The sequence below is a fragment of the Kribbella sp. NPDC051952 genome, from assembly GCF_040680855.1.
Classification (GTDB): Bacteria; Actinomycetota; Actinomycetes; order Propionibacteriales; family Kribbellaceae; genus Kribbella.
In genome coordinates this window covers 1-16,752 of sequence record NZ_JBFAXQ010000032.1, presented here as the reverse complement: position 1 = coordinate 16,752, position 16,752 = coordinate 1, and the positions used below count along the sequence as shown (strand labels likewise).

Annotated in this window: 17 protein-coding genes and 1 tRNA gene; 5 read left to right on the top strand and 13 right to left on the bottom strand. The window is 62.2% G+C overall.

Going from position 1 to position 16,752, the window contains the following annotated elements; genetic code table 11:
• Positions 1-6: 6 nt before the first annotated feature.
• The 5 genes from AB0L70_RS36415 to AB0L70_RS36395 form a co-directional block, all read right to left on the bottom strand.
• On the bottom strand, positions 7-1,005 hold the full coding sequence (locus AB0L70_RS36415; protein WP_363691396.1) for a hypothetical protein: 999 nt from the start codon (positions 1,003-1,005) through the stop codon (positions 7-9).
• Positions 1,006-1,059: 54 nt separating this feature from the next.
• A complete protein-coding gene (locus tag AB0L70_RS36410; RefSeq protein ID WP_363691395.1) occupies positions 1,060-2,016 on the bottom strand; it encodes a toll/interleukin-1 receptor domain-containing protein in 957 nt (318 codons plus the stop codon).
• An 89-nt stretch (positions 2,017-2,105) separates the two neighbouring features.
• Positions 2,106-2,546 (bottom strand): HIT domain-containing protein, encoded by a 441-nt coding sequence (locus tag AB0L70_RS36405; RefSeq protein WP_363691394.1) that lies wholly within the window; start codon positions 2,544-2,546, stop codon positions 2,106-2,108.
• Positions 2,546-3,406, bottom strand: coding sequence for a macro domain-containing protein (locus tag AB0L70_RS36400; protein WP_363691393.1), 861 nt, complete (start codon positions 3,404-3,406; stop codon positions 2,546-2,548). The genes AB0L70_RS36405 and AB0L70_RS36400 overlap by 1 nt, the downstream gene beginning before the upstream one ends.
• Positions 3,403-3,918, bottom strand: coding sequence for a TIR domain-containing protein (locus AB0L70_RS36395; RefSeq protein ID WP_363691392.1), 516 nt, complete (start codon positions 3,916-3,918; stop codon positions 3,403-3,405). The genes AB0L70_RS36400 and AB0L70_RS36395 overlap by 4 nt, the downstream gene beginning before the upstream one ends.
• 536 nt (positions 3,919-4,454) lie before the next feature.
• Between AB0L70_RS36395 and AB0L70_RS36390 the strand changes: the two genes are divergently transcribed.
• Positions 4,455-5,201 carry a DUF6338 family protein gene (locus AB0L70_RS36390; protein ID WP_363691391.1) on the top strand — a complete coding sequence of 249 codons (747 nt, stop codon included), beginning with the start codon at positions 4,455-4,457 and terminating at the stop codon, positions 5,199-5,201.
• On the opposite strand, the gene AB0L70_RS36385 is transcribed toward AB0L70_RS36390, so the two are convergent.
• Both AB0L70_RS36385 and AB0L70_RS36380 read right to left on the bottom strand, forming a co-directional pair.
• Positions 5,182-5,739 carry a GNAT family N-acetyltransferase gene (locus tag AB0L70_RS36385; protein ID WP_363691390.1) on the bottom strand — a complete coding sequence of 186 codons (558 nt, stop codon included), beginning with the start codon at positions 5,737-5,739 and terminating at the stop codon, positions 5,182-5,184. The genes AB0L70_RS36390 and AB0L70_RS36385 overlap by 20 nt on opposite strands.
• A 49-nt stretch (positions 5,740-5,788) precedes the next feature.
• Positions 5,789-7,111 carry a helix-turn-helix transcriptional regulator gene (locus AB0L70_RS36380; protein ID WP_363691389.1) on the bottom strand — a complete coding sequence of 441 codons (1,323 nt, stop codon included), beginning with the start codon at positions 7,109-7,111 and terminating at the stop codon, positions 5,789-5,791.
• A gap of 512 nt (positions 7,112-7,623) precedes the next feature.
• Between AB0L70_RS36380 and AB0L70_RS36375 the strand changes: the two genes are divergently transcribed.
• The 4 genes from AB0L70_RS36375 (at position 7,624) to tgmC (ending at position 10,693) form a co-directional block, all read left to right on the top strand.
• Complete coding sequence (locus tag AB0L70_RS36375) at positions 7,624-7,947, top strand: hypothetical protein (RefSeq protein WP_363691387.1); 324 nt, start codon at positions 7,624-7,626, stop codon at positions 7,945-7,947.
• A 324-nt stretch (positions 7,948-8,271) separates the two neighbouring features.
• On the top strand, positions 8,272-8,541 hold the full coding sequence (gene tgmA / locus AB0L70_RS36370) for a putative ATP-grasp-modified RiPP (protein WP_363691386.1): 270 nt from the start codon (positions 8,272-8,274) through the stop codon (positions 8,539-8,541).
• Positions 8,542-8,567: 26 nt separating this feature from the next.
• Positions 8,568-9,518: an ATP-grasp ribosomal peptide maturase gene (gene tgmB / locus AB0L70_RS36365; protein ID WP_363691385.1), complete on the top strand. Its 951-nt coding sequence runs from the start codon at positions 8,568-8,570 to the stop codon at positions 9,516-9,518.
• A gap of 44 nt (positions 9,519-9,562) precedes the next feature.
• Positions 9,563-10,693 (top strand): ATP-grasp peptide maturase system methyltransferase, encoded by a 1,131-nt coding sequence (tgmC, locus tag AB0L70_RS36360; protein WP_363691384.1) that lies wholly within the window; start codon positions 9,563-9,565, stop codon positions 10,691-10,693.
• Positions 10,694-10,884: 191 nt separating this feature from the next.
• Here the strand turns inward: tgmC and AB0L70_RS36355 are convergent, their stop codons facing one another.
• The 6 genes from AB0L70_RS36355 to nadD form a co-directional block, all read right to left on the bottom strand.
• A complete protein-coding gene (locus tag AB0L70_RS36355) occupies positions 10,885-11,310 on the bottom strand; it encodes an Lsr2 family protein (protein WP_363691383.1) in 426 nt (141 codons plus the stop codon).
• Positions 11,311-13,349: 2,039 nt separating this feature from the next.
• Positions 13,350-13,697 carry a hypothetical protein gene (locus AB0L70_RS36350; RefSeq protein ID WP_363691382.1) on the bottom strand — a complete coding sequence of 116 codons (348 nt, stop codon included), beginning with the start codon at positions 13,695-13,697 and terminating at the stop codon, positions 13,350-13,352.
• 1,046 nt (positions 13,698-14,743) lie between these two features.
• Positions 14,744-14,819, bottom strand: a tRNA-Ala gene (locus AB0L70_RS36345).
• 376 nt (positions 14,820-15,195) lie between these two features.
• On the bottom strand, positions 15,196-15,840 hold the full coding sequence (locus tag AB0L70_RS36340; protein WP_363691381.1) for a histidine phosphatase family protein: 645 nt from the start codon (positions 15,838-15,840) through the stop codon (positions 15,196-15,198).
• Positions 15,837-16,214, bottom strand: a complete 378-nt coding sequence (rsfS, locus tag AB0L70_RS36335; RefSeq protein ID WP_360377414.1) for a ribosome silencing factor — start codon at positions 16,212-16,214, stop codon at positions 15,837-15,839. The genes AB0L70_RS36340 and rsfS overlap by 4 nt, the downstream gene beginning before the upstream one ends.
• 7 nt (positions 16,215-16,221) lie before the next feature.
• The coding region (gene nadD, locus AB0L70_RS36330) for a nicotinate-nucleotide adenylyltransferase (RefSeq protein WP_363691380.1) at positions 16,222-16,752 on the bottom strand (531 nt) is incomplete at its 5' end.

Below are 16,752 nucleotides of genomic sequence, written 5' to 3'. Positions count from 1 at the left end.
GACTAACTATCGAGACGTGTCGACGTCCAACATCTTGAGTAGTGCCGTCACATGCATGAGCGACAGCGTCGCATTGATCCTTGTGTACTGGCGACGCGATACGCCGTGAGCACTCGCATGCCGGCTAAAGGTAATGGGTATCTTGTCACCCTTGTCGGGCCAGTACGTACCGTGTGCAGACCAGACGGCCCCAAGGACGATAGCCACACGAATGGGATAGTCGTCCATATTGAGACGCTGCTTCTGGTTGGTGACCTTACCTCGATGGTCGCTGAACTCCGCACGAAGCACACTGTCAAGCAGGTTTGCGCTGAGCGCCTGCGACGGTGCGGAGCTGGCGCCAAGCAGCGACTCAGCTGACAGGCGCGCGAACTGAACATGCTCACTGAGGCCGGGGTCCTCAATGCTATCCAGCACCTGGACGCACGACTCCCCTATAGTCTTCCAGTTTCTGCCAATGACGCTTCTGCGCTTGGCCGGCGTCGGCGCAGCAAACACTTTCTCTAGTACGTCGGTGGGTGGGATCCATGCCAACGGCAGACCTTCATCCAGCAGCAGTGTCTCAAGCAGATCGACACTGAGACCACTCGCACCACGCCAATTCGGCGGCAGTATCGACTCGACCACTTGGCGGAGCCGCTCAAAGATCTTGCCGAACTGCTCGCGCTGCAAGAGGTGTGTCGCCTCAAGTGCGGGCTTCAGCCCCTCGAGCAACGTCTGGTTTAGCTCGGCGAGGTTCGGAAAGAGCGTCTCGTAGTCGATCTTCAGTGCAGGAAGTACAAGGTGCGAGAGGTCGGGCTTCGGCATATTGGCTGCGACGGTCTTCAACATGCCTTCGAGCTGTGGCGCGATCCGTGCCGCAAAAGCCTTATTGACCTCAACCAGGTGAGGTTGCACAGCCTTCGTTATCGCATCAGCCAGCCGCTTTTGCAGCTCTGGGGACAATTCCTCGATAAGTATGTCGCCCAGCGATTTGCCCGCTCGTCTTTCCTTGTCACCGTTCATCAGTCTCTATTGTGACACATTAGGCGAGGTTCTATCTAACGGATCAACTTCCGCCTACACTGACTCCGATTGCGAGTGATCGACAACCTTGATGAGGTTTGCGTCGTAGTCGTACCAGCGTTCAATCACGGCATCGTTGTCGGTATACTCAAACAGTTTGCGAGCGTACCCGTACGATGCGTCCGGCTCGCCGCTCTCAGTGATGATGTTCTCTTCGATCTGGCGACCGTCTTGGTTATAGGTCAGTTCGCGACCGCTCCGCGCTCCTTGATACTTCATATACTTTTTGGATCGGCGGCCGGTTTTTGGATCGTAGGTGTAGTACCACACATCTTCTTCGATGTGCCACCCGCCGCTGCCATCTGGCGAGTACATACGGTTTTCGACGACCCGACCTTTGGCGTCGTAGATGAATTCTTTGAAGTTGATCAGCTTCGCGTTCTGAAGTACGTCGACTCGCTGAACGACGCCTTCCTCCCAGTATATGCAGTACGACGAGCCGGTCGGCGCTATCTGCGTAAGCGACCCGATGCCGGTTGGCTGCCCGAGCGGCGAGATCTCAAGTGATTTGTACCACCGACTGCCACTGAATGAGTCGGAGGGCAGACCGACTTTTCTAGCTAACTTTCGCATATTCTCACTATAGCAATTACGCTTCGTAAAATCGAGATATTGTCGGCCGCGAAGTCGCGCAGGGAGCGGCGAAGTAACTGGCTGTACCAGTATAGGAAGGATGAACGACTCACGCTTATCCCGAACCAATATGGCAAATGCTGATTCAAACTCAACTTGACGGACGTAGTACGACGCAAGCGCTCCTGGTGAAATCGCAAGGCAAAAGTAGCGGCTGTTCTCGATCGCCTCTTCGATCTTCAAGTTGAAGAGATCGCCGACCTCTAGCTCAATCGTGTCAAGCCAAACATCAATGTGGTGGCTTTTCAAGTCTTCTACTAGCCGATTGACGAAGCGAGTGTTCCGGCGAGAATACGCAATAAAGAGGTCGTGTGTCATCAATGCTCATCTCTCCCGGGCGGCCTCAGTCTAGTAACCTAACGCGCTAGGGCTCACAGTTCTCAGTTCACCCTATGTGCCCAGTCGTATCACGAGCGAAATCCCCCAAGCAGTCTCTTGGCAAGCCGGTCCGTCTCGTCAACTGACAGCTCCGGAACATCACCCCACTCTGTGCGCCCACCCGGCAGCGTGCCAGCCACGTGAAAGTGAATGTGGCTGATCGACTGCCCTGCGGGGACGCCGTTGTTCTGCCAGACCGCGATGCCTGGGCGACCTTCTGCACGGTCGATGAACCGAGCGGCTTCCCGCACAGCGATCATCAGCCCGCCGGATTCCTCGTCCTCGAGGTCGAGGATGGTCTCGACGTGGCGGACCGGGATCACCAAGAGATGGGCGATGCCTCGTTGCTCTCGGGTCACCAAGGTTGCCGTCACGTCGTCACGACCGAGGATCGTATATGGGCGCGTTCCGCTGAGGTAGGCGCAGAAGGCGCACGAGCCGTCGTCTGGGAGTTGCAGCGACTCTGACATCACGATGCCCTCAGCGACATGAGAAAGGCCTGGATCTCTAGGCGATCGAGTCGATCGTACTGCGCCGGCTGTACGACGATCTTGAGCTCATCGCACACCCGCTCATGGCGGCAGGCGAACATGAAGGACAAGATGATGAACCGAATCGAGTCCTGGGCGGGCAGAATCTGCGACAGTCGCGCCAGGCCACCACCAAGCACTGGCACAGCCACTGTCCCACCGTTGGCGTGGTCAGTCACTTCGCGCCACAGTCGATCAAGACCCCGCCAGACGTTCTCGATAGAACTACGCGCCACGTTCTTGTCATCCATCTCCGAGTACGCCACACAAAAGAAGCACCGGGTTGGGTGCTCCAAGACGGCAACCGTACCCACTTCGTAGACCTTCGTCTTGCCCGGCTTCAAGATGGTGGTCGTCGGCGTGATACCACTGAGCACTTGTTCGAGATCAGTGTCGAGCCGCTTGACATCACCGCCGTAGACCTTCTCAACGAACTGTCCTTGAAGGCTCTTGCGTTCGATGATCTTCGGCGTTTCGGTGTCGAATGTTGTCTGCATGCCAATGACCAGGTGATCCGCGTCCTGCGTCAGGATGTCACCTCGCACGAGTGTGATCTTCACGTTCGGCGTCTCATACTGCTGCTCGATCGGCCGCGGCCAAGACCGCACGAACGCATAGACCAGGGCGAGCACGATCGTGCCGATCGTCAACCACCTTCCCGCCCCTTCAGCGATGTCGGGGAAGAAGACATCAAGCAGCCCCGCAACGAGAGCGACCAACCCGATTGCCGACAGCGCGTGGATCGCAAAGTGCCGCCAGAATCGCCAACGTCTCAAATCATGCAGGAGCGCCCGACTCATAGGCCAAGTTTTTCGTAAATGTCGGATTCGTAGTAGTGCGGGCCCGTTTTTTTACTGCCAACAAATTGCGGCGCGTACTTATCAAGTGCAAACTTGATGATTGCCGGCTGGAATGAAACTGAGAGAGTGTAGTAATCGGCGTCAAGCAAGGGTGTCGGGATCAGGCTCCTGTCGATCTCCCGTCGCCGATTGCCTTCGATGTTCGCCACCACGACAGGCAGACCGAGGTTCACCATCGTCTTAACTTCGTAGGCGAGGAACGAGGTGCCGTTCCCGCCTTTCTTCTTGCCGGACGAACTGCCAAGAAGAACGAACTGCTTCGCATTCTTCATGCGCTCGCGGAGTTGCGCTTTGATCGACTCATCTAGGCTCGCGTCGCGAGCAGGATACAGATCGTGAGCGTTGTAGAAATCGAACTCAATGTTCTTGTTCGCTCGCCAAGCCTTCATCATGTAGTAGTGATCGATGTCTTCGCTGGCGAAGGCGACATATGTCTTATTGCGATAACCCACGGAACTTCCCCCATGTTGTATTAATTTTACCATCCTTGGCGCCAGATGGTAAGAAAATCCCCGACCCCATTACAAGAGAGGACTATGCACCCAATCACGCTCTGTTGCCAAGACCCTGGTCGCACATAGTAATCACTGAGAGCGTGTCGTGACCTAGACGGAGAGGAGGCTTCGCTTCTTGGGGGGCGGGAGGCTAGACGTGACAGAAAGTATCTGCATGAGCTCGACCCGTAAACATGTTGAAGCATACGATCGTTGCGACGCGTTCTTCGTCGTCTGGCTCTTCCTCCCGAGAACTGTCGGACATCAGAGTCATACTGCTAGCTATGACTGACAACAAGGCGCACCCCGCCGCCGCTGATCGCCAGACAATGATCGCTCCTGGACCCACGGAGATCCGAGAAGGTGCGCGGGTGATCATCTCTCCCGGCTTGCCTGATGGCTACGAGCCGCCCTCTACGGCTGTCAGCGCCACGCCACCCACGCCCCCGGATGGCGCCGCGGGTCAGGGCGGCGCAAGCAGTGGTGGCGAGTAGTTGGCGGATCTGCCCAAAGAGCTTGGCCCGCTCCTCCTGCTCCTGGCGCTGACGCCGGGGTGGGTGTATTTGCAACTCCTGCGGCGCCTTCGGCCGCGGGCGCGCAGCACAGCTCTCAGTGAGTTACTTGAGGCCGTGGCGGTCGGTCTCTTCACCACCGGGCTAGCGACGTGGGCGGTCATATCGCTTCGCCGGCCACTCCGGCCTTTCATAGTCGACGTCGACGGACTCATCGCTGGCAAAGTGCGGATCGAGCACAGCCTCGATACTGTTGCACGGACAGTTGTACTAGTGCTTGTTTTGGCTGTTCTGATCGCGGGACTGCTTCACGGCGTCCAACGACTGCGTCGCTCACCCGAGTTCCACCCTGAGGGTGGCCTATGGGTATACGCCATCAGCGACCGACCGAAGGGGCATATTCCGTACGTCGGACTCCAAATGAAGAGCGGCAAGCTTGTGGAAGGTGCGCTGCATTCGATTAGCCTCGAAGACCTAGGCGATGATCGGGAGATCGCGCTCACGGGCACAATCCGAGTCACGGAACATGGGCAGACAGGACAGGTTCAACTCGACCGCCTCGTCGTTCCGTATCGAGAAGTTGAACACGTCAGCGTCCTTCTACTGAAGGAGAAGCAGATGAACGACCGAAGCGGCATGGTCCGGTCCTTCGTTCAGGTGCGAATGCTGCCGCTGCTGTCGAGCGTCCTAGCGATCGCAGCTCTTCTCCTCATTGCGCTGCTTTGGTAGAGGGGGAAGGGAGCTTCAGCACTAGCCGATCGAACACCGGTGAGTCCTGGAACGGTTGCTTCTCCCCTAGCTGCACCCAGCCCCATGACCGATACGCCGCCTGCGCCGGCGCGTTGTCCTTGCGCACCAGCAGCTCCGCGACCGGTTCGGGGCGCCCTTCAAGTAGCGCATCGTGGACTCGGCGCCCGACACCTTTCCGCTGGTGATCGGGGTGAGTTGCGAACTCGCGGAACATGTACATCGGGACGGACTCCACCGATACGCCCCAGTCCGGGTAAGTCGCGTGCAGGTCATCCCAGATCGCTCCGTGCTGGTCCCGCGGACTGCCGAAGGCGTAGCTAACCATCGTGCCGGCGATTCGTGCGCCGACCAGCTTGAAATCGCGGCTGGGGAGGTACAGCTCGATCAGACGGTCCCAGAACTGGTCCGGGTGGAACCATGAATCGTGCATCTGGTCCTCGTGCGATGCGGCATACACCGGCAGGATGTCGTCCCGCAGTTTCGCCGTCGAGATTGCGTCGTGCCGCTCGATGACCAAGCCGTCAGTGTCGCTCATGCTGCTCTGACTACCCTTCTCGGAGCCGAAATCAACCGGCGCTAAGTTCAAGGCACTCACGGAACTCGACAACGGCCGGCTTCGAGATCTGAGGTGCTGGCACAGCACCGAGCACTTCCTTGGCGAGAGCAACGATCGGCCTGATCTGATCCTTACTCGGCAAGCTATGAAGAGCGGCCGAGGCGTGCTGCACACCGGTAGCGACATCACCCGTGTTGACCATCCACAGTGCCCGCTGAAGTTCGATTTGCGCCGGACCACGCCGGTACGTCGACGGGTAGGCCTTGATCGCCCGGTCCTGGGCAGCGGTCGCCTCGCTGGCGTCTCCGAGGTAGGTGAAGACGTAGCTTTCGGTGAACCTGAGCCGGTCCTCTGGCCATCCGTAGATCGAGTCCCGGTTGTCAATGGTCTCGGGCGGCAGGCTGTCGTAGATCGCTCGGACCTCGTGCAGGGCGGCTTCAGCTTCGGCGCGGCGGCCGGCGAGGGCGAACGTCTGGGCTTTGCCCGACATCAGCTCGGCACGATCGGTGGGGCTCGAGCCGTTGGCGAACGACTCGGCCTGCTCGATCATCTGCAAGATGGCCGCGGTTGGCCGTGCTTCGTAGAGGCCGCGAACGACCTCACGCCCGCGGATCCACATTATGGTGCTCGGGTCGCCGGACTCCTCGGCAAGGTTGCGCGCAGTGCGCCACCAACGACGCGCCTGGCGGACGTCGCCGACGTTGGCAATCGTCATCGCCATCAAGGAGGCGAGAGTTGCGCCGTACTGGCGGAGCTCGTTCATCGGCGTCGACCGACTGCCGCGCTCGATTGCGACCTGGAGGCCCAGCATGTCGACCATTAAGGACTGCAACAGCTCCTGCGGCGGCATACTGATGTAGCTGTAGCCGTACTCCCAGACGATCTCGCGCCACTCATCGGCAGCGCTGTCGGCGCGCTCCTCGGCAAGACTGAGTGCCAGACCATGACGAGTTGCTTCGAGCGCGAGACCTGGTGCAATCGCACCGAGTGAGGTGGCACTTCCGAGGCCAAGAAATTGGCGGCGATCAAGCATGTCAGCGTCTCCTTCGGCTGCCAGCAGTTGTACCGCGAGAGCGGTGTAACTGCGCGCATCCAACAAGGGCGGCTCGGCGCTTGGAGGCGGCATCAGATCCGCCAGCGCCCGAAGCTCACCTTCGGCCTCTAACACCCTATCCAGATGATCTGCCATGTCTGGGCGAGGGGCACGGACACCGCGCTCGAGGTCGGAGATCTGCGACTTGCTGTAGTGAGCGAGATTCGCCAGCCCACGCAGGGATAACTCGCGTTTGGTACGCCAAAACAGGAGTCCGGCGCCGAACGTTTCCCCGTGCATTCGTCGATTCCTCTCTGGACGTCCGCGTGTCCATGGACACTCTCCGGACACTCCGCATCTTCCACGACACAAATCGTGACGGCAAGGTGAGACATGGTTTCACTGTCCGTGATCAGCGACCCACAGGGGGATCTGACCGAATGAACGTCTACAGCTGGATCTTGATCGTCGCAACCCTCGTCGTCGCGGCCCTGATGGTCCGCGACATCGCAAAGGATGTGCGCGGCGAATGACGGCGCTCGCAGAGCCCCCACAGCCGACCGAGCGGCGCGTGCGCGTCTGGTTCGGAGAGCATGTCATCGCGGACTACACGGCGGAGCCCGCCAAGGCGATCCGGTACCAGGCAGCTATGACGCGGCGCTTCTACGGCCTGCGGGTGACGATCGAGCCGGACAATCCGGTGGTGAACCAAGATGCTGCGAACTCGTGGACGGCCAGCATCGCCGTGGTTGGTGGGCCCGATTCTGGGATCGGCTCATCGCCAAGTTCCGCCGGTGTGTGGACGAAGAGCGGTGACGGACTACACCAGGCCGCTTCTCCTCGGCTACGCCCGGCGCGATCTGTACTTGTCCAATCAGCACGTCGAGCGAATGAAAGCCGAGCTGACGAAGTTCGCGGCCGTCGAAGGCTTCGCCATGGGCTCGACGTACGTCGAGCACCGAGAGACGGCTCCGGCGGCCTTCAACGCGCTCGTGGAGTCGTTGAACCGCTACGAGCCCACTGCCGTCGTCATCCCGGACTGGCGGCATCTGGCTCTGATCGGCGATCCCGAACGCGTCAAACGAGAGTTCGAGCGGGTCACGGGGGCTCGCTTCATGCTCTACGACGCCCCATGATCTGGCGGGATCGGCGGGGAGTCGTCGTCCTCAGCCCCTCACGTGCAGCGGGTCGTCTGCACACCCACCGATCCCGTCACTACTGGTCTGCGGCCGAGCCTTCCCCTTCGCTGTGGAGGGCTCGACCGGAGATCCCCTGAGCCGGCTGCCCCGGCGCTTGAGAGCGAGTCAGCGCCGGGGCAGCCGTTCCACTTCCGAAGCTCGGAGGCGAGGGCTTCGGATCGCAGGCCGTCCGAAAGGTCGACGCGCAAACGCACGATCACGCTCCGCATCAGCGTGGATGCGTAGCGATATTGAGTACATCCCGATTGAGGAGTGATGTTGATGAGTGAGACTGTGATCAAGCCGTGGGGCATGAGCCGCGCCAGCGACTTCGCCACCACCGCACCGCTCGGCTACACCAGCGTCGAGATCGACCCTGAGACCCAGCAGGGCCGCTTTCTCGATTCGAACGGCGTGGTCGTTGACCCGATGATGGCCTCCCCGAAGCACGGTTCCGGCACCACCACCAACCCTCGGACGGCGACCGGTCAGGACGGTGGCGGCGGCCCGGCTCCCGACAGCGACAACGGGTACGACAGCGATCGCGACTGATGACTCCAATCCACGCTCGTCGGCCCGTGGTCCTGGTCGTCACCGGGACCGATGACGTCACGGCAGACGCCGTCATCGCTGAACTGAATCGACGTGGACGCTGTGAGGTCGCCCGGGTCAACCCGGGCGGCTTCCCGCGTGACGTCGGTATGTCAGCCTCATTCGATCCGGAGTCGGGCCGGTGGACGGGACCGATCACGACCCCCGGCCGGCAATTCGACCTCGCCGATGTCAGGTCGGTCTACTGGCGTCGGCCGACGCCGAGCATGTTCCCTGGCCTGGACGATGAAGCCGCCGAGTTCGCAAAGGCCCAGGCGCGTGAAGGTTTCGGCGGCGTACTATCTGCGCTGCCCAATGCTCGCTACGTCAACCACCCGCACCGCAACTGGGCCGCGGAGTACAAGCCAAGTCAGCTCAGCGTCGCCGCCGAGCTCGGCTTCGACGTGCCACCGACGCTCATCACAGCCGACCCGGCCGCGGCACGGGCGTTCGCCGACAAGCACGCCCCGATCATCTACAAGCCGCTGCGGGTGACCGCCCTCATGCGCGACGGGCGGCCGCAGGCGATCTGGACACAGCGCGTCGAGCCCGACGAACTCGATGACTCGATCGCCGGCACGGCCCACCTGTTCCAAGCCGAGGTTGCCGAAAAGGTGGCCGACCTGCGAGTGACGGTTGTCGGAGACGAGGTGTTCTGTGTGCGCATCGAGTCGTCCGTTGCGCGACTGGACTGGCGCTCGGACTACGACACCTTGTCTTACAAGATGGTCGAGCTCTCCGCCAAGATGGTCGAGCAGATGCAGCACTACCTGAGGCGATTCGGACTCATGTTCGGCTGCTTCGACTTCGCCGTCGACTCCCGCGGCGTGCCGTACTTTCTGGAGTGCAACCCCAACGGGCAATGGGCATGGATGGAACTACCGACCGGACTCCCCATGACCGCCGCCTTTGCAGATGCCTTGGAAGGAAACTTGTGACGCCGGACCACCCCCGCTGGCATGCTGCAGAGCTGCGCTCTCAGATGGCCGCGGATCTGGCCGCCGCCGGCCATATCCGCTCGAAGGAGTGGCGAGCGGCCATCGAGAGCGTGCCGCGGGAAGAGTTCATTCCGGAGTTCTTCACCAAGGTGGACCGCGCCGACGGGCCGACGCTGTGGGACCCGACCCCCGCGCGGTCCGGCAACGACGGCTGGCTTCGAGCCGTCTACGAAGACATCTCGCACGTCACCCAGCTCAATGGCGAGATCACCGCGGCGGATGTCCCCGAAGCGATCGACGGCAACCCCACCTCGTCGTCGACCATGCCAAGCCTCGTGGCAAGGATGTGGGAAGACCTCGAGGTGGAGGACGGTAACCGCGTCCTGGAGATCGGCACGGGGACGGGGTATTCGGCGGCCCTCGGCTGCTACCGACTCGGAGAGGACAACCTCACGTCGGTCGAGTTCGATCCTCAGGTGGCCGCTCGCGCGGGTCGAGCTCTCGGCCGCGCCGGCTTCCGCCCCCACCTGGTGGTCGGTGACGGCGAGGCAGGTGCACCGGGCACCGCGCCGTACGACCGGATCATCGCGACGTGCTCCTTCCGGTACGTGCCGAAAGCGTGGCTGGAGCAGTCCAAGCCGGGCACCATCATCCTGGTCACGTTGTTCGGATGGCTCGGCGGAACGGGCCTGGTCAAGCTGACCGTCACCGGGGACGGGACAGCCGAAGGCCGGTTCCTGCCGGGATACGTCAGCTTCATGCCGTCTCGGGCGCACAACCCAGAGCCCGCGGTCATCCCCGAGTTGTCTGAGGCTGCGTCGTCTCGATCGACGTCGCTCGGACCGGAGGTGTTGACGACCTACGGACCGGCGCAACTCGTGGCGCAGCTGGCCGTTCCCGAAGCCCAGCACATCACCTTCGGTCCTGGCGGCGATCTACCTGAGCATCTGCTCGTACAGCCGGACGAGTCGTATGCCGCGCTCAGAGGCGCCGCGGGCACCTGGACCGTTGAGCAAGGCGGTCCCAGACAACTGTGGGATGAGGTGGAGCGTGCTGTCGCAGAGTGGCGCGCGGCCGGCGAGCCGGGCATCGAGAACTTCCGCGTCACGGTGACGCCGCAAGAACAACGAGTAGACATTCACGGCGGGACGAGCTGGAGTCTTCCTACCGGCTAGGCCCTCGCGGCACCACTGAAACGATCTCCTCCCCCTCACCGATAGTCAGTCGAGGGGGAGGTTTCGAGTCGATGCGGTGTCGTTATGCGGAACGGGCTCGGCAGTCGTCGCAGGTGGTCGACGTCGACCAGGCGATTATGGCGCGATGGTTGGCGCTGTGGCACGCGCTGTCGCGGCCCTTCGACGGAGGTTCAGATCTGATCGCACAGGATGACGAGCTGCTCGATCGGATCATCAGCTCGGCGAGCACCAAGCCGTCGAGACGGAAACGCCGGCCGCGAAGCTAGTTGGCGGGCTTCAAAGGCCTCGCGGACTTCCTTCGGTACCCTGCCGCGGTCGGCCACCTCATAGCCGTTGGCTCGCGCCCACTCCTTGACGGTCCGAGCGTCGGGCCCGACCTGACTGCGCTTGACCTTGGCACCTCGGGAAGTAGTCACACGCCGGCCAGCATCGACGTACGGCAAGAACGCCTTACGAAGTGCTCCAGCGTTCTTGTTCGTGAGGTCGATCTCGTAGGTGTTGCCATCGAGGGCGAAGGTGACTGTCTCGCCCTTGCCGGTTGGGATGTCGGTGCCATCGATGTCGTCCGTAAGGAAAGTTTGAGTGCGCTGAGCCATCTGTCTACAACCTCTCGGAGTTGGATACCTGCTAAACGCGGAATCTACTTCCAAGTCCGCCAAACCCGAATGTTTCGCAATTCCCGTCACCTCGATTCCTCAAGCACACGGCCCTTGCAGGTATACCTCAGGCGATGGAACGGTTCATAACAGTCAGCGCAGGTTCGGTGACAAAAGCATTCCGGCGGAATAGCGGGGCCAGGCCGAGCTCGCAGTAGCGATCGGCCGCGGGGTTGCCATCAATGATTTCTCCGTTGTACGGCTCCAGCAGGCCGGTCGCTGTATCTAGCGCATGGTCGGACTCCCCGCCGTCGCCAGCGATGGCGTGACCGTGTGCTCAGTCACTGCAGCGATGACCCGAACTCTTCCGGTCTCAGGCGAGTCGAAGCGTTGCGCGGCCCTGAGCGAAGCGAACTGCGTATGGCCCATGGCGGGCCGTGAGGGCAGCAGCGGCTCTGCGCATCATCACGAACGAAGTCATTCGATCGTCCATGCCGCCTTGCGCCCACTCCAGGGCACGAGCCGCCCAAGCCGTTGCGCCCCGCAAGTCACCAGTGTCTTGGTGTAACCAGCCGGTGAACTCGGCATAGCTGGCACCGACCGGCAGGAGTCTGTCGGGGACAGCGCCGCTGGCGTTCTGCTGCATCGTTCGATGGTGTCGACGTACGAAGCCATCAGCGGCGTCAGTGCGAGCGGGCCAAGGAGGTTGTCTGCTGTACCTCGCTCGGGACGGGACTGAATGCGTCCAATATCCGGCGAGACTTCCGCCGTGTGGTCGACAGGACGCCCGGCCTGAGCAGTGCCGACTGGACGCCTCACGAGATGCGGCACAGCTTTCGTGTCCTTGCTCAGTGAGAGCGGAGTGAGCATCGAGAAGATCTCGCTGCAGGGTTGGTTACAAGAGCACGCAGGTGACGGAGATCGTCCATCGGCACGAGCTTCGGCCGGTGCTGACCGAGGGGGCCGAAACGATGGACGGACTCAGAACCGGTAGTCACTCAGTTCGACCCTCAGGTCATGAAAAGAGGCCCCTTCCCTATCCAGGAAGGAGCCTCTGAGCTGCGGTGGAGCTTAGGAGATTCGAACCCCTGACCTCTTCCATGCCATGGGCGGGGGTCGCAATGATCAGCCACACCGCATGGCGCTCATCGCCTTATCTGCAAGGGGTTCTCGCGTTCCTGGTTGGTGCGAGTTGGACCCTCTTCGAGACCGTTGTTACGCATGGTCGGCTCGCAAAATCCTCCCATGACGGCATACGGTCCGGTGGCCTACCGACGCCTTTCATCCCGCTGCTCGTTGTGGCTCGGGCGAAGGTCTGGGTCGCTAGCCGCGCCGGATCCGTCGATCAGTCTGCCAGTCTCAGTGACTGTGCGTCGCGAGTCATCTACGAGCAGCCAGTGACCCGTAAGCGTCAACCAAAGTTTGTCGGCAGTCGGCGCTACGCTCAGGATGTGTTTGCCGCTCTCCTGCCGGGCGTCCGTGAGTTCCGGACGCCTCTGATTACTGGGGCGCTCTGGTTCGCGTGCGCGTGGATCTTCCTGGGCGCAAAGATCGTCGACAGCAAGTCGACGGTCACATTCGTGCATCGCCTGCACCTTGACGCGTTGCCGTCCGCCGCCTGGTTCGGTGCCGGCGCGCTAATGGTGTATCTGATCGGAAGCCTGCTCGTGGTTCGCAGTTCTCCGGTGGCATGGATCAGACCAAACATCACGAGAGTCACCGATCGGCTCGATATGGACGTCCGACCCAAGCGCGTGCGCTTCCGGCCTATTTGGCGGCTGTGGCATCACAGGCGGTGCTCGCGACTGGCTCGGGCGGTGCGTGGTCTGGGAGAGAACGGCACCGGCAGACTGGGTGCCGTCGATTCCTGGTTGCACAACGAATTTCAGAGTCTGATGTCGGATGGTCGAGTGCCCGTAATGCGGTCATTCCGTGGAGGCTGCAATGCCCCGACCGGATTTCGTGCGTTCTTCTCAACGGAGTCGATGCTTCCAATTGCGGCTGGCGAGCAAGAAGATCTCCGCGATGAGCTGGCTGACCTATTCGTCAGCCAGATCAAAGGAGAACAATCTCAGATTGAGGTTCGTATCAAGATGCGCTTTCCTGAGGTTTACGCTGAGATCGACCGGTTGAGGGTCGAAGGCGAGATGCGTCTGGCGATCTTTTGGCCGTGGTCGATTCTGTCCGTGATGTTGGCATTCGCCTGGACGCCCTTTGCGCTGGCGCTCCTGGTCGTGCCTCCCTGGTTGCTCCGCGATGGCTTCAGGAAAATGCGTGAGGCGTCGGAGAATACTTGGGGCCGCGTTGATCGCCCGCGAGGTAACGAGCCCGACTTTGGACGCGATGGAGAGGGCGAAAACCGAGGAAAGCCAGAGCTTCGTGAGCATGTATTCCCATGTCGAGCCCTCGGCGGCGCTGGCACCAGACCAGCGCCCACTCCCCTACGAGTCAGGCCTCTGCACTTGACGGTTACGTGTCAAGGACCCGGGCAGTCCTCCCGCATCGCCCCGATAGCTGCCGACCTTAGATGCGGTGCGGGTCAAGGGTCGTGATCCCGGAGGGACGCCGTAGGCGCCCTTGACGCGTGGCGTGCCGGACCGTCCCTTCCACGATTGCTAGCGGGCGATGCGGGAACACACGGATCAGCCGGCGGTACAGACCAGCGGCCGCAGCTGAGTGGCCGGCCTTTCGGGCAGTGGTGCAACCGGCCGTATCAACCGTTGATGGCGAGTTCTGCTGTCTTCGACCCGGCACTCTGTTGGCACGTGCGCGCCAAGCCAAGGGACGCGCCCAGAGCGAAGCGGAGCGGCAGGCAGGCGGCCAGCCCTGTGTGGCGGCGCGCTTTCGGGCCCTGGAGGGCCCGTCTTGATGTACGAACTGCTCTTGGCGACCAGGCCGTCAGGAACCGCGTTCGCATTCACTTCGTTGCAGGGCAAGCCGTGGTATCGCTCGAACTTCCGGCAGCGGTTCTGGCGACCCGCCTGGCACGGAGTCGATACGGACAACCCATCCTCGAAGCGTCATCGTCCAGCGATCCTGTCCGGCTTCACCTTCCACGAAGGCCGGCATACGCACGCCACTTGGCTGACCGAGGACGGCATTGTGGAAGTCGCGCGGCGAGCTCGGCTCGGACACAAGATGAAGGGCATGGACCGCGTGTACGACCACGTAACGCCCGAGATGGAACGCCAGATCCTGGAGACCCTGGAGGAACGCTTCCTGACTTCGGTACTGGCTCTGGACGACGACGAGCGCGAGAAGCTGCTCACGTGGGTGCCCGTGATCTCGGACGCCGTCGAAGAGGCTCAGCGCGAGGCCGAGCGACTCGCATCAAAGCTGGTGGGAGTGGACTTTCGCTCTCAAACCGCTCCCACGGACCCTTCTAACGAGAACAGGTCAGGGGCGAAAGTGCCTCCTGACCTGCTGTCACTGCTGGTGGAGCTTAGGGGATTCGAACCCCTGACCTCTTCCATGCCATGGAAGCGCGCTACCAACTGCGCCAAAGCCCCGCGGTGTCTTGCGGACTCCGGAAGTTTAGCGGATACCCGGCAGCAAAGAAAAATCGGATACCGCACCGTCGATGAGCGACCACGCGGTGGTCGTAGCTCGCCGCTCTTACGCGTGTTGCAGACCTCACACGTCACACAGACCACAGCACACTCGCCGGGCACAGCACACCCTCACACTGGTCCGCGACAACCGCCGAAGGCGGTAAAGAGCAGCCGCCGCGCAGCGGTGACCGCTTCGCTCCCTACTCAGTCATCTCGCCGAGTGCGGCCCCCGGGACACCAGTTCGCGGCGCCGCCGGAGGCGGCTGACAAAACTGTCGCCGCGAAGCGGTGTCCTTGGGCCTTCCCCTTCGCTCTCCCTGACCACTCCCCCGGTTCAGCGTTGGGGGTCGTCGCTCATTACTGGTTCTGGGAGGGAGCCGGCGTTCCATTCTTCGATTCGCCAGCCGCTGCGGCCGGGTAGCAGCGAGACCCAGTTGCAGTTGGACAGCCCGCCGAACGCGGGCCAGTTGGCTTGCGGGATCCCGAGGAACAGGCAGATACCCACGCGAGCGGCCAGCCCGTGTGTGGCGATGACGATCGTGTCTTCGGCGGTGCCTTGTTCGCAGATGCGGGACAGGGCGGCGCTGAAGCGTACGGCGACCTCTTCGATCGTCTCGCCCGCGGTGCCGCGGCGTTGGGGTTCGCCGGAACGGATGCGGGCGGCGGCTTCGGGGTTGATGTCGGCCAGTTCGGCCATGGTCAGGCCGGCCCAGTCGTCGACGTTGATCTCGCGCAGGGCTTCGTCGTACTCGATTTTGAGGCCGGTGAGCGTGGCGAGCTCACCGGCGGTAGCGACGGCGCGCTGGAGGTCGCTGGCGAAGAGACGGGTCGGCGCCAGCGCCGCGAGCCGCGCGGCGGCGGCGCGGGCCTGCTCAACGCCGACCGAGTCCAGCGGGATGTCGGCTTGGCCCTGGATCTTGTCCTGCAGGTTCCACTCGGTCCGGCCGTGGCGCCAGACGATCAGTCGCCCCGCGGTCATTCAGCCGAAGGGATCGGGGACGGCAGCGGGATCACCGGGCAGTCGCGCCAGAGACGCTCGAGGGAGTAGAAGCTGCGCTCCTCGTCGTGCTGGACGTGGATGACGATCTCGAGGTAGTCGAGCAGCACCCAGCGGCCCTCCCGGGCGCCTTCGCGGCGGACCGGTTTGGCGTCGAAGTCGACCCGGAGCTTCTCCTCGACGGCGTCGACGATCGCGCGCACCTGGCGATCGTTCGAGGCGGACGCGACCAGGAACGCGTCGGTGATCGCGAGCTGTTCGGACACGTCGAAGGCGAGGACGTTCTCCGCCTTCTTGTCGTGGGCCGCTTCGGCGGCCGCGGTGAGCAGCTCGATGGCGCGTTCGCTGGCTGGCATTTGGTTCCTAACGGTTGGTGTAGAGCTCACGCTTGGCGATGTACTGGACGATGCCGTCGGGCACGAGATACCAGGTCGGGTTGCCCTTGGCGACCCGGGCCCGGCACTCGGTCGACGAGATCGCCAGCGCCGGCACCTCGAGCAGGGTGATCCGATCCATCGGCAGCTGGTCCAGTGGCAGCTCGAGACTCTCCGTCCCGGGCCGCGTGCAGCCGACGAACTGTGCCAGTTTGAACATCTCGTCCACGTCTCGCCAAGTGAGTATCTGGGCGAGCGCGTCCGCACCGGTGATGAAGAACAGCTCGGCGTCCGGATACAGCTTGGACAGATCGCGCAAGGTGTCGATCGTGTACGTCGGTCCCGGTCGGTCGATGTCCACCCTGCTGACCGAGAACCGCGGGTTCGACGCGGTGGCGATCACGGTCATCAGGTACCGGTCCTCGGGCGCCGACACCTTCTTGTCCGACTTCTGCCACGGCTGGCCGGTCGGGACGAAGATCACCTCGTCCAGATCGAAGTACGCCTGGACCTCGCTGGC

Excerpts from the sequence above, each read along its gene's own strand:
- AB0L70_RS36415 (WP_363691396.1), bottom strand. The coding sequence starts at position 1,005 with ATGAACGGTGACAAGGAAAGACGAGCGGGCAAATCGCTGGGCGACATA.
- AB0L70_RS36410 (WP_363691395.1), bottom strand. The coding sequence starts at position 2,016 with ATGACACACGACCTCTTTATTGCGTATTCTCGCCGGAACACTCGCTTC.
- AB0L70_RS36405 (WP_363691394.1), bottom strand. The coding sequence starts at position 2,546 with ATGTCAGAGTCGCTGCAACTCCCAGACGACGGCTCGTGCGCCTTCTGC.
- AB0L70_RS36400 (WP_363691393.1), bottom strand. The coding sequence starts at position 3,406 with ATGAGTCGGGCGCTCCTGCATGATTTGAGACGTTGGCGATTCTGGCGG.
- AB0L70_RS36380 (WP_363691389.1), bottom strand. The coding sequence starts at position 7,111 with ATGCACGGGGAAACGTTCGGCGCCGGACTCCTGTTTTGGCGTACCAAA.
- tgmA (WP_363691386.1), top strand. The coding sequence starts at position 8,272 with ATGAGTGAGACTGTGATCAAGCCGTGGGGCATGAGCCGCGCCAGCGAC.
- tgmC (WP_363691384.1), top strand. The coding sequence starts at position 9,563 with ATGGCCGCGGATCTGGCCGCCGCCGGCCATATCCGCTCGAAGGAGTGG.
- AB0L70_RS36355 (WP_363691383.1), bottom strand. The coding sequence starts at position 11,310 with ATGGCTCAGCGCACTCAAACTTTCCTTACGGACGACATCGATGGCACC.
- AB0L70_RS36350 (WP_363691382.1), bottom strand. The coding sequence starts at position 13,697 with ATGCTCACGAAGCTCTGGCTTTCCTCGGTTTTCGCCCTCTCCATCGCG.
- AB0L70_RS36340 (WP_363691381.1), bottom strand. The coding sequence starts at position 15,840 with ATGACCGCGGGGCGACTGATCGTCTGGCGCCACGGCCGGACCGAGTGG.
- rsfS (WP_360377414.1), bottom strand. The coding sequence starts at position 16,214 with ATGCCAGCCAGCGAACGCGCCATCGAGCTGCTCACCGCGGCCGCCGAA.